The 12,048-nt window shown below is 56.4% G+C and carries 14 protein-coding genes; 8 read left to right on the top strand and 6 right to left on the bottom strand.

The window, feature by feature from the left end; genetic code table 11:
• Positions 1-4 precede the first annotated feature (4 nt).
• Positions 5-763 carry a DUF1028 domain-containing protein gene (locus tag CUC55_RS01260; protein ID WP_103086748.1) on the top strand — a complete coding sequence of 253 codons (759 nt, stop codon included), beginning with the start codon at positions 5-7 and terminating at the stop codon, positions 761-763.
• 16 nt (positions 764-779) lie between these two features.
• On the top strand, positions 780-2,609 hold the full coding sequence (locus CUC55_RS01255; RefSeq protein WP_103086747.1) for an ABC transporter ATP-binding protein: 1,830 nt from the start codon (positions 780-782) through the stop codon (positions 2,607-2,609).
• A gap of 256 nt (positions 2,610-2,865) precedes the next feature.
• On the opposite strand, the gene CUC55_RS01250 is transcribed toward CUC55_RS01255, so the two are convergent.
• The 6 genes from CUC55_RS01250 to CUC55_RS01225 form a co-directional block, all read right to left on the bottom strand.
• A complete protein-coding gene (locus tag CUC55_RS01250) occupies positions 2,866-3,597 on the bottom strand; it encodes an amino acid ABC transporter ATP-binding protein (RefSeq protein ID WP_103086746.1) in 732 nt (243 codons plus the stop codon).
• Positions 3,578-4,231: an amino acid ABC transporter permease gene (locus CUC55_RS01245; RefSeq protein ID WP_067653600.1), complete on the bottom strand. Its 654-nt coding sequence runs from the start codon at positions 4,229-4,231 to the stop codon at positions 3,578-3,580. Before CUC55_RS01245 ends, CUC55_RS01250 begins: the two co-directional genes overlap by 20 nt.
• Positions 4,231-4,941: an amino acid ABC transporter permease gene (locus CUC55_RS01240; protein WP_067653602.1), complete on the bottom strand. Its 711-nt coding sequence runs from the start codon at positions 4,939-4,941 to the stop codon at positions 4,231-4,233. Before CUC55_RS01240 ends, CUC55_RS01245 begins: the two co-directional genes overlap by 1 nt.
• Positions 4,942-5,011: 70 nt before the next feature.
• Entirely contained in the window at positions 5,012-5,758 is a 747-nt protein-coding gene (locus CUC55_RS01235) for a transporter substrate-binding domain-containing protein (RefSeq protein WP_425352706.1), read from the bottom strand.
• Positions 5,759-5,886: 128 nt separating this feature from the next.
• Positions 5,887-6,723 carry a 2-hydroxyacid dehydrogenase gene (locus tag CUC55_RS01230; protein ID WP_425352705.1) on the bottom strand — a complete coding sequence of 279 codons (837 nt, stop codon included), beginning with the start codon at positions 6,721-6,723 and terminating at the stop codon, positions 5,887-5,889.
• Positions 6,724-6,869: 146 nt separating this feature from the next.
• Positions 6,870-7,637, bottom strand: a complete 768-nt coding sequence (locus CUC55_RS01225; protein ID WP_103086743.1) for a GntR family transcriptional regulator — start codon at positions 7,635-7,637, stop codon at positions 6,870-6,872.
• A 157-nt stretch (positions 7,638-7,794) separates the two neighbouring features.
• Between CUC55_RS01225 and CUC55_RS01220 the strand changes: the two genes are divergently transcribed.
• The 6 genes from CUC55_RS01220 (at position 7,795) to CUC55_RS01200 (ending at position 11,974) form a co-directional block, all read left to right on the top strand.
• A complete protein-coding gene (locus CUC55_RS01220) occupies positions 7,795-8,994 on the top strand; it encodes a mandelate racemase/muconate lactonizing enzyme family protein (protein ID WP_170063800.1) in 1,200 nt (399 codons plus the stop codon).
• Positions 8,995-9,002: 8 nt separating this feature from the next.
• Positions 9,003-9,770 (top strand): SDR family oxidoreductase, encoded by a 768-nt coding sequence (locus tag CUC55_RS01215; RefSeq protein ID WP_103086741.1) that lies wholly within the window; start codon positions 9,003-9,005, stop codon positions 9,768-9,770.
• A gap of 39 nt (positions 9,771-9,809) precedes the next feature.
• Positions 9,810-10,856 (top strand): L-idonate 5-dehydrogenase, encoded by a 1,047-nt coding sequence (locus CUC55_RS01210; RefSeq protein WP_103086740.1) that lies wholly within the window; start codon positions 9,810-9,812, stop codon positions 10,854-10,856.
• Entirely contained in the window at positions 10,853-11,329 is a 477-nt protein-coding gene (locus CUC55_RS01205) for an ureidoglycolate lyase (RefSeq protein ID WP_067653613.1), read from the top strand. Before CUC55_RS01210 ends, CUC55_RS01205 begins: the two co-directional genes overlap by 4 nt.
• 232 nt (positions 11,330-11,561) lie before the next feature.
• Positions 11,562-11,699, top strand: a complete 138-nt coding sequence (locus CUC55_RS23370) for a DUF1810 family protein (RefSeq protein WP_342587801.1) — start codon at positions 11,562-11,564, stop codon at positions 11,697-11,699.
• Positions 11,660-11,974 (top strand): DUF1810 family protein, encoded by a 315-nt coding sequence (locus CUC55_RS01200; protein ID WP_342587800.1) that lies wholly within the window; start codon positions 11,660-11,662, stop codon positions 11,972-11,974. The genes CUC55_RS23370 and CUC55_RS01200 overlap by 40 nt, the downstream gene beginning before the upstream one ends.
• The last annotated feature ends 74 nt before the right edge of the window (positions 11,975-12,048 follow it).

Here is a 12,048-nt window from a genome sequence, read left to right as displayed (position 1 = left end):
TCGCATGACCTGGTCCATCGTCGCGCGAGAACCCGAAACAGGCCATCTGGGAATTGCCGTTGCCACCCGCTTCTTTGCGGTTGGCGCGCTCGTTCCGCATATTCGCGGCAAGATTGGCGCGATTGCCACGCAGGCCTTTATCAACCCCACCTATGGCACGGATGGATTGACCCAGCTTGCCGAAGGCAAGATGCCGCAAGAGATCATTGATGCCCTCATCTCGCGGGATGAAGGCAGCGCCCAGCGGCAGTTGCATATGATCGATGCCGAAGGTCACAATGCAGCTTTCACCGGAGAAAGCTGCATTGATTGGGCGGGGCATCTGGTGGATCACAACGTCTCCGTCGCAGGGAACATGCTGGCCGGGCCTCAGGTGATCGAACAGACGATGCGGATCTACAGGGACACTGTGGGCCTGCCATTTGCCGAACGTCTGCTTCTCGCCATAGAGGCAGGCGAAGCTGCAGGTGGAGACAAACGCGGCCGGCAATCGGCGGCACTAGTGGTTTACCGGGATCAGGATTATCCGTGGCTCAACGTTCGCACCGATGACCACGCCGATCCCNTGGTGGAACTCCGCCGCCTCTATGCCGTGGCGCAGGAACGTTATCTGTACGTGGCCGAGACAATGCCGACACGCGCCAATCCGCATGGCATGCGTGACAGAACTGAAATCGATGAAAAAATAGCAACTTTGGAAGCCGCGCGGGCAGCGAAGGGCGTGGCTTCTTCGTCCTTCGCGACGCCGCTGAAACCAGCATGATGCCGGGGAAAACGATATGACCGAAGCCGTTAAAACATCGCCGCGCGAAACCGTCCTTTCGGTTCAAAACCTCACCACCTCCTTCATGGTGGATGGCGAATGGAAGAGTGTCGTGCGTGACCTTTCATTCGAGGTGAAGGCCGGAGAAACCGTTGCCATCGTCGGGGAAAGCGGATCGGGCAAGAGCGTCACCTCTCTCTCCATAATGCGGTTGCTGGATAAGCACTCCAGCCGTATCGAAGGCAAGGTTCTGCTCGGGGAAAGAGAGATTCTCGCGATTTCCGAGAAGGAAATGCGCACCGTGCGCGGCAATGACGTGGCGATGATTTTTCAGGAGCCGATGACATCGCTCAATCCCGTATTCACCATCGGCCGCCAGATTTCTGAAGTGCTGACCCGTCACAAGGGCATGAACAAGGCGCAGGCGCGGGCAGAAACCATCCGGCTGTTGGAAAAGGTCCGCATTCCCAATGCCCAGACCCGTTTCGATGAGTACCCGCACCAGTTCTCAGGCGGCATGCGACAGCGGGTGATGATCGCCATGGCGCTGGCATCGAGGCCCAAGCTTCTGATTGCCGACGAACCGACGACCGCGCTCGATGTTACAATCCAGGGCCAGATCCTCGATCTCATCAAGCAGTTGCAGGAAGAGGAAGGCATGGCCGTTCTCTTCATCACCCATGACATGGGTGTCGTTGCCGAGATTGCCGACCGCACGATCGTGATGTTCCGCGGCGATCAGGTCGAAACCGGCGAAACTGCCGATGTCTTTCACAGTGGCCAGCATCCCTATACCCGCGCGTTGCTGGCGGCAGTTCCGAAGCTCGGCTCCATGGAGGGGCATAAATGGCCGCTGCGCTTTCCCCGTGTCGATATGGCAAGCGGCGAAATCTCGGATGCCAAGGAGGTGTCAAATACCGTCGAGAGCGGCATGACGCCGGTTCTTTCGGTCAAGAACCTCGTGACACGTTTCGATATCTGTTCAGGACTGCTGGGCCGCGCAACGGGTGCTGTGCATGCCGTGGAGAATGTCTCCTTCGATCTGTTTCAGGGCGAAACCCTGTCTCTGGTTGGCGAATCCGGTTGCGGTAAATCAACGACGGGGCGCTCCATTGCCCGACTGGTAGAACCTCGCAGTGGTCAGGTCACGCTGGATGGTTTCAATGTTCTGACGCTTGATCCGGTGGCCTTGCGCAACATGCGACGCAGCGTGCAGATGATTTTNCAAGATCCGTTCTCCAGTCTCAATCCGCGCATGACGGTGGGCTATGCGGTGGCCGAACCGATGATCAAACACAAGATCGCGTCGTCTTCGCAGGCCAAGCAGCTGGCTACCGACTTGCTGGAGCGTGTCGGTCTGTCGGCCTCGATGATGGATCGTTATCCGCATGAATTTTCCGGTGGCCAACGTCAGCGTATCGCTATTGCGCGTGCACTGGCATTGAACCCCAAGGTCATCATCGCGGATGAAAGCGTGTCTGCTCTCGACGTGTCGATCAAGGCCCAGGTGTGCAATCTGCTGCTCGATCTTCAGGAGCAGTTCAAGATCGCCTTCCTGTTCATCAGCCATGATATGGCCGTGGTAGAGCGGGTGAGCCACCGGGTTGCCGTCATGTATCTCGGCGAAATCGTCGAAATCGGCCCACGAGCATCCATATTCGCCAACCCGCAACACCCCTACACCAAGAAACTGATGGCCGCAGTGCCGGTACCCGATCCCGCGCGCAGAGGCTTGCGCCGCAATGCTGCGATCGAGGAACTGAAAAGCCCAATTCGTCCGTTAGGTTACAACAGCCCGGAAAGAATTTACCGTGACGTGTCGCCGGGACATAAGGTTTTATCGTGATGTTGTTTNGAAGGATTTATTACTGAGGTCATTTTAATTGACCGCCCGGATTTTGTTCTCATCTGGATTCCTAATTGGGGTGACGAGCGGCTTTCCTGTCCACCGTCGTGGCTCGCCGCAAATTGTGCGTCCTCGCAGACGGGCCATTTTCGTCGTAAGACCGGTCTCGCCGACCCTTCAGGACGTCCGGTCGATCCTACTTCAACGCGGGTGGCCAAACCTTGGAGCGTCCAATTCCGAATAGAAATTAGCGCGCTTACTTCACACCGTTCGATAGAAATGCCTGAAGCTCCGGCGTTTGGGGATTCGCGAACAATTCGGCTGAAGGACCTGCTTCCCAGATCTTACCCTGATGCATGAAGACCGTAATATTCGCGACGCTGCGAGCGAAATTCATTTCATGGGTTACCAGCAGCATGGTCATGCCCTCCCGAGCCAGCTCTTCAATCACGAGAAGAACTTCGCCGGTCAGTTCCGGATCGAGAGCCGATGTGACTTCATCGAAAAGCATGACCTTCGGTCGCATTGCAAGCGACCGGGCAATGGCCACGCGCTGCTGCTGACCGCCCGACAGCATTTCCGGATAAACCGCGAATTTATCGGCAAGGCCGACGCGTTCCAGTGCCTTTCGGGCTAAANTATCGGCATCTGCTTTCGACACCCCCTGGGTGATGCGTGGCGAAAGCATGATGTTTTCGCCAACAGTCAGATGTGGAAACAGGTTATAGCTCTGAAAGACGATACCGACGTCCTTACGCAATGCCCGCAACTTGGCCTGATCCTGCTCTACCTGATGACCAGCCGCATGGATGCTTCCAGACTGGAACGCCTCCAGCCCGTTAATGCAGCGCAACATGGTGCTTTTCCCAGAACCACTGCGGCCTATGAGTGCGACGACCTGCCCGGTCTCCACGCGCATCGAAACGCCTTTGAGAACTTCCAGCGCACCGTAACGCTTGTGAACTTGGTCAATGGCTACGACCGACATGGAGAACCCTTTCAAGATAACGACTTAGGCGTGAAAGCGGAAAGCAGATGAAGAAGTAGATGAGCGCGACCACCATGAAGACTTTGAACGGCTCGAAGGTGGCGTTGTTGATCAACTGACCAGCTCGCGACAGTTCTATAAATCCGACGACTGAGACGATGGACGTGTTCTTGACCAGTTGGACGAGAAACCCGACCGTTGGCGGTAACGATATCCTCAGTGCCTGCGGCAGGATGATATAGCGGTATTGCTGAGTGCGGGTCAGCGCCAGCGAAGCCGAGGCTTCCCATTGCTGAAACGGGACCGCCTGGATCGATCCGCGCCAAATCTCTGCCAGATATGCCGACACGTAAATCGCCAACGACGCGGACGCTGCCAACAGAGGCGGAATATCGAAGCCGATCAACGTCAGGCCGTAATAGGACATGAACAAGATCATCAAGACCGGAATGGACTGGATAACAAGTATATAACCGATAGCAATGGCACGAAGTAGGCTGTTTTGTGCCAGGCGCATGATAGCGATAGCGCCACCAAACGCGGCACCGATGCTGAAAGCAATCGCTGTCAAAACGACGGTCCAACCAGCCGAGCGCAACAGAAAAAGAAATTCAGGCCAACCAAAAGAAGTCATCAGGCGGCGCTCCCTTTGGTGGCGATTGCGGGAATGACATCTGGCTTGACACGTTTGCCGAAGAGAACGTGACCCAACCCGATCAAACCAAGCTTCAATGTCAGCGCAATGACCAAATAGGCAATGGTCACGATGATGTAGCTTTCGAAGCTGCGGAACGTGCGCTGCTCCACGATGGCAGCGGAACCGGAAAGTTCTGGCACGGAAATGAAAGAGCAAATACTGGAGGCCAGAAGCATCAGTACGAACTGACTGGACAGTGCTGGCCAGACCTTGGCAAACGCTGGTTTCAGTACGATGTAGCGGAACACTTGCAGCCTGCTCAGCGCCAGTGAAAGGCCTGCCTCAAGCTGGGATTTGTGCGTGGAATCGACACCTGCCCGGATGATTTCTGTCGAATAGGCCGAGAGGTTCAGCGTCATAGCCAGCAGCCCCGCCTCGATACCCGACATCCGCAGGCCCAGGAGGGGAAGACCGAAAAATATCATGAACAACTGCACCAGAAACGGCGTGTTGCGGAGAAGCTCGACATAAGCGTCGACACAAAAAGCGAGAATGCCACCAGCCAGGCTGCGAAGCCCGACGAGCAGAATAGCCAGCGCCGTTCCCAGAATGATCGCACCGGCGGAAAGCAAGATTGTTAGCTTGATCCCATTCAAGATCAGGTCGGTTTCAGCCAACACGGGTTCGAACTGAAGTGTGAAACTCATGATCTATGTCCTTGATCTGGCCACTTACCATAGAAAGCTCTGGTGCCGCCAAAGCGGCACCAGAGCCGCCTTAGTAAGTCGGCAGCTTCGGGAGCGGCGATCCAACCCATTTTTNGGAGATTGCATCCAGTTCGCCGCTGGCTTTCATCTTCTCGATGGTGCCGTTCAACCATTGCTGAAGCTCCACGGCATCCTTTCGAACAGCCATCGAATTGGGCTGCATGGAGAAAAAGAACTTCGCTTCGATGGTGGTTTCGCCGCGCGCCTTCATCGCAGCATTGGATTGCGCTTCAGGGCTGGCAACAGCCTTGACCTGACGCGAGAACAAGGCCTGCATCGTTGTCGCGTCATCATCGAAACGCAAAACTGTCAAGCCAAGCTCACGTTCGCGATCAACCAGTTGATGTTCGACGCTGGAGCCACGGTTGACACCAACCATCATGCCCTTCAGACCTGACCAGTCGGTGATTTTCTCATCCTTGCTGGCATAAATGCCGACCTGGAATGCGCTATAGGGATTGGTGAATGTAACGGCTTTTTCACGCTCCGGGGTTTTGGCAAGCGTTGCGACCAGAAAATCGACCTTACGCGCCTCGAGTGCCGGAATACGCGACGGCGGTGTCAGTTGAACCATCTCGACCGGGACACCCATATATTTGCCGACCAGCGCCGCAACATCGGCGTCATATCCGATGGCATTGCCCATGGCGTCGACCGACCCGAACGGTGGAGCGCCCACCAGCACGCCGATCTTCACCTTGCCCCGCTTGACGATTTCATCGACACTTTGCGCATGCGTCACGGTGGCTGTCAGCATGCTGGCGCAAATCGCAACCACGGCACCTGCCAGTTTAAATGATTTGGAAATGCTCATCACTCTCTCCCTTGTTAATTGAGCTTACGGTCTTGTCACCCTTNCGAATCCGGCCTCCCCGCCGGATGTCGTTAGCTGTCCTTTCTGACGATGTTGATGCAGGGTGAACCTGCCAAACGATGCGCGATATTGTCTGCAATCGTCTGCTGGCGTCGGCGCACTGTGCCATGCGTCCATCCCGACATGTGCGGCGTCATGATCAGGTTTTTCAACGTGTGGAACGGCAGACTGGACGGCAATTGTATCGGCTTGCCGGGACCTGGATAGGTGTACCAGGTGTCGATAACCGCGCCGCCGATCTTCCCTTCATTCAGCGCATCGTAAAGCGCCTGCTCATCGATGGTCGGGCCGCGACCGACGTTGAAAATGACCGCACCGGGCTTCATTGCGCTGAAGGAGTCGGCGTTGACGATCCCGGTCGTCGAAGGAGTCATTGGCACCGAAACCACGACGTAGTCAGCCGTCGGCCAGAAATCGGCCAGTTCATTCAGCGTAAACGATTGGTCCACCATCTCGGAATTCGCAACGGGGCTGCGATTGGCAACGCTGACCTGCATGCCAAACGCCTTGGCGCGCCGGGCAATGGCCTGGCCGATGTGGCCGAAGCCCAGCAGACCAATCGTCTTGCCACAGATTTCGTCATGGAGACGGTCTCGCGAGCCGGATGAATAGGCCCAGTTTCCCTGACGCAGCTTCGCATCAGCGTCGTCAAGCGGCACATGACGGTTGAGGATGCCAGCGAAAACATATTCCGCAATCGCTGGATCATGCCCGAAGCAGTTGCAAACCAGGGCAGTTGCGGGCAGCAATTCCAAATTGACGGCGTCATATCCAGCGCCCGGCACATGGAACAGCGATAGATTTNCGGGTAGCGGAAGGCTGGCATCGAACTTGACGCCGACGATCATGTCGGCTGTGGCATAAGCCTTCTTCTGCTCGTCCGTCTCCAGCACATCCGGCAATACGATAATCCGCGCGTCGTGCGGCGCAAGATCGGCAAANCCATGACTGAAGCAGGCGGCATTTTCACCGTGAAACACGATGCGTGGCATCGTCAGTCCCTCCCCTGAATTCTAAAAATTGGCTCGATACTGCAATCCAGCAGACGCGGGTCCAAGCCTGATTCCATCGTATCGAACATCGAATCCACGAAGGCGATGAGCTGGTTTGAGGCCGAGACCGCTGCATCCATGTGCCGATTGGCGACAGCGCTCAGCACCGCGAGATGGCAATCGATTGTCGGGNTCAGATCGATCTGCACCGAGCAATGGGTGTGATGGATAAACCCGATGCGACGAAAGATGGTGTGGAGGGGTCGCAGTGTGTGTTCGAGGAACGGTTCGCTTGCGGCAGCCAGCAGAATCTGATCGATCCGCCGATCGATATCATTGAATTCCGCCAGCGTGATCTCGTCACGTTTCGCCTTCAGTGCTCGCTCGATATGTAGCATTTGATTGCGATGCGACAGGCTGGCGCGCTCTATTGCCAGTCTGACGACAAAACGCTCCATGTCTCCGCGCAATTGCAACAGCATGCGCTCACGAGCAAGGTCGATCGGGGCAACCTTCAGGCCATGGCGCGGAACGATGATAAAAAGCGTATCTGCGGCAAGGCGATTGACGGCATTATGAACCGGCGTCCGGCCCAGACCGGTCAAATCCTGCAACTCCTGCACGGTCAAGGACTGGCCGGGCTTCAGCTCGCACTTGATCAACATTTCTTCGATGCGCTGGTAAGCAAGTTCGAAGAAATTCACGCGGTTGCGCCGCGGCAAGGTCTCGCCTTCCACCACCAAGGATGGAGCCGTCCGTTTTTTCGCCATGAACGATTTCCTCCCGTCACGACAAAGCCAACTTGGCTCATCTAGAAAAATGTTTAAAACATGTTGTGAAATATTACAAGCAAGATTATTGTCCCCGCCCAAGGGAGAGGTGCAACTGGCAACAGGGCCGGCATCGCAGCGGGTAGGAGAAAACACCGTGAAGATCACGCAGATCGAGACGCTGAAANCCGAAGAGTTTTCCAATGTCCTATGGGTTCGCATACACACTGATGCCGGGATCATCGGGCTCGGCGAGACATTTTACGGTGCGGGAGCCGTCGAAGCGCATATCCACGACACATTGGCGATGCGCCTGTTAGGCAAAAACCCACTACATATCGAAGCGTTGCACCGGGAAATGACCAATCTTCCCATGGCGCAGGCATCAACGGGGGCAGAATCCCGCGCGACGTCGGCTATCGACATTGGCCTGTGGGATATCTTTGGCAAGGTCTGTGATCAGCCGGTCCATCAGATGCTTGGCGGCTTGTGCCGCGACAAGCAGCGTGTTTACAACACCTGCGCTGGTTACAAATATGTCCGATCCCACAACATCAAGCCGGTTTCCACCTGGAACCTTGGCGATGCGAACGGCCCTTACGAAGATCTCGACGGCTTCATGAACCGGGCGGACGCCGTGGCCGAAAGTCTGCTGGAAAGCGGCATTACCGCCATGAAAATCTGGCCCTTCGACCCGGCAGCGATTGAGAACAACGGCGTGCACATCACGCCTGAGCAGATGAAGAAGGCTGTCGAGCCATTCGAGAAAATCCGCAAGGCGGTGGGTGATAAGATCGAGATCATGGTCGAATTCCACTCGTTGTGGAACCTGCCGACTGCCATCAAGATCGCGCGCGTGCTGGAACAATATCAGCCGACCTGGTACGAAGATCCCATCCGCATGAACTCGCCGCAGGCACTGAGCGAGTTTGCACGCTCCACGACCGTTCCGGTCTGCGCAAGCGAAACGCTCGGTTCGCGTTTTCCCTACAAGGATATGTTGGACCGCGATGCGATGCAGATCGTCATGGCCGATCTCTGCTGGACCGGCGGTCTGACGGAAGGGCGCAAGATCGCCGCACTGGCCGACACCTATCACCGCCCCTTCGCCCCGCATGACTGCATCGGCCCTGTCGGCTTCATCGCGGCAATCCACGCGTCCTTCAGCCAGCCAAACACGCTGATCCAGGAATCCGTGCGTGCCTTCTATACCGGATGGTACAAGGAACTTGTCGACAATGTCCCGGTCATCAAGGATGGCTACGTCCTGCCGATGCAAGGTCCGGGACTGGGTGTTGATCTTCTTCCTGCCGTCTATGAACGCTCGGACCTCAGCGTCCGTCGCAGCACATTGTGAGGCCCATCATGACCAATCCCCTTTNCGATCTCAAAGGGCGCAACGCGCTCGTCACCGGCTCCTCACGCGGCCTTGGCCGCGCCATGGCTGACGGCTTCGCTGCTGCCGGGGCGCATGTCATCATCAACGGCACCAACGGTGAACGTGTCACCAGCACCGTGGCCGATTTCTCAGCAAACGGCTATGAGGCCAGCGCTTCCGTTTTCGATGTCACCTCGGAAGAGGCCATCAAAGCAGCCTTTGCAGATTTCGACGCACAAGGCGTAGACATCGATATTCTCGTCAACAATGCCGGCATTCAGTTCCGCAAACCGATGGTCGATCTGGAAACGGCAGACTGGCAACGGGTGATCGACACCAACCTGACCAGCGCTTTCATGCTGGGACGGGAGGCGGCACGCCGCATGATCCCGCGCGNCCGCGGCAAGATCATCAATATCGGCTCGCTGACCAGCGAACTGGCGCGCGCNACCGTGGCACCCTATACGGTCGCCAAGGGCGGCATCAAAATGCTGACCCGCGCCATGGCTGCCGAATGGGCGCAGTTCGGCATTCAAGCCAATGCCATCGGACCCGGTTATATGATCACCGACATGAACCAGGCCCTGATCGACAATCCTGAATTCGACGCTTGGGTCAAAGGCCGCACACCCGCGAAACGCTGGGGCAAGCCAGAGGAACTGGCGGGAACCGCCGTTTACCTGGCATCGACGGCATCGGACTATGTCAATGGCCAGATCATCTACGTCGATGGCGGGATGCTTTCGGTGCTGTGACGCAGCAAAAANCATCGAATAGCGGGAGGAGATAAGACTATGCGAGGGATCATCATCCACGCCCCCAAAGACCTGCGTGTAGAAGAGGTGGAAGAACCAGAACTGGCTTCGAACGAGGTGCGAGTACAGGTTTCGATAGGTGGCATTTGCGGGTCGGATCTGCATTATTATCACCATGGCGGGTTCGGAACGATCAGGGTTTTGGAGCCGATGGCGCTCGGCCACGAGTTTGCAGGTGTCGTATCTGAGGTTGTCACCGGAGTGTCGCATCTCGTTCCGGGCATGCGCGTCGCCGTAAACCCCAGCCGGGCCTGTGGACACTGCCGCTTCTGTGCCGAAGGCATGCAGAACCAGTGCCTCGATATGCGTTTCATGGGCAGCGCAATGCGCGTTCCCCATATTCAAGGCGGCTTTCGTGAAACAGTGACGGTCAATGCTTCGCAATGCGTGCCGATTGCCGACAGCCTGTCCATGGGAGAGGCTGCGATGGCTGAACCTCTGGCCGTCTGCCTTCATGCGGCCAAGCAGGCAGGCTCACTGCTGGGCAAACAGGTACTGATTACTGGTGCAGGCCCAATTGGCGCGCTCTGCGTTCTCGTGGCGCGGTTTGCCGGTGCGGCCCGCATCGTGGTCACAGATGTGGCTGACGAACCCCTGGCGATCGCAAAGAAANTCGGCGCCGAGGAGGTCATCAACGTCGTTAAGAACACCACGACGCTTGAAGCTTACGGCAAGGAAAAAGGAACGTTCGATGTATTGTTTGAGGCATCGGGCAACCAGGCCGCACTTGCATCGGCGTTGGACGCGTTGCGACCCGGTGCCGTGATCATGCAGCTTGGGCTGGGCGGGGAGATGACACTTCCGGTCAACACCATCGTCACCAAGGAACTTCAGCTTCGTGGCACGTTCCGTTTCCACACCGAATTCGCTGAAGCTGTCGATCTGATGGGCAAGGGCCTGATCAATGTAAANCCACTCATTTCCGCAACCTTGCCATTTACATCAGCAACAAAAGCCTTCGAACTGGCAGGTGATCGGTCACGTAGCATGAAGGTTCAACTTGATTTNACGCGGAGCAATCCATGATTTCGATTGTCCCCCAACCCTTGACGCAGGAAACATTTGCGCCTTACGGACTGGTTTCCGGTCTGACGGAAGTTGGCTCCCTTCTCATTGAAGACGCTTTCGGTGCGACTGAAGACGCTCAAAAACCGGTGCTTCAAGTCGTCAAAATCGCCTCACCTCAACAGATTGTTGTGATCAAGCAATTGGAGGCTCACCCCTTTTCGGCGCAGACCTTCCTTCCCCTGGACATGGCGCCCTCTCTGATCGTCGTTTGTGACTGGAATGGAACCGAAGGACCCGACGTAGCGACGCTCAAAGCCTTCGTTGCACGGCCTGATCAGATTATCACCTATCACCGGGGCGTCCTGCATCACAAGATCACGCCACTCGCAGCATTGGCGACTTTTGCCATGGCGATGCGACAAACGGGCCGCGGCGGTGACACGGTTATTTACGAACTTGGCGAACCGGTTGGTGTCGATCCAAGCGTCTAGCGCAGCCTCATACGGAGTTCGTCGAGCAAAGATATCGCACGCTGCGTGGTTTGCACAGTTGGAAAGGGACTGAAGTGGTGCCACCAGTCGTCGCAAGCGGGGGCAGCGACTTTATGCGGAAGAGTTCTACGGCGATATGCTTCAGGCAGTCGATCTCAGGGATGGCTCGGGTGAAAGCGATGACGGATAGCCAAACTACCACAGTCTAATATGGCGAGCGGAAGGAATACGGATGGGATTCAATCTGGCGCGGTTTGTCATAGCGCAGCAGGACGTCTACAGCATAGCCTTGCGTGAGTTGCGTGCCGGCCGTAAGGAATCGCACTGGATGTGGTTCATCTTCCCCCAAATTCGCGGACTTGGTCGTTAGATACTGCCCGCTTTTACGCGATTTCGGGACTTTCAGAGGCCGAAGCCTACCTGAATCACTCTATTGTGGGGCCGCGTTTGGAGGAGTGCACGCACGCCATGCTTAGCCATCCTGATCTCGGCGCACATGACATTCTTGGATCTCCCGATGACGTCAAGTTTCATTCCAGCATGACATTGTTTGGAGCCGTCGCGCGGAGTGGTTCGTCGTTTGAAAAAGCTCTTGAGGTTTTTNACGGAGGTGAAGGCGATCAAGCAACGCTCGCAGCATTGTAAAACTGTGGCCAATTGGTTCCCGTACTTTCTAATTTTGCTTTCGAACGTCTGGCCAGAAAGCTGCCGGACCAATC

Origin of the sequence: Agrobacterium bohemicum (genome assembly GCF_002896715.1) — a bacterium.
GTDB lineage: Bacteria > Pseudomonadota > Alphaproteobacteria > Rhizobiales > Rhizobiaceae > Agrobacterium > Agrobacterium bohemicum.
The sequence above is the reverse complement of the archived record's forward strand: the minus strand, read 5'-3'. Positions and strand labels throughout refer to the sequence as shown.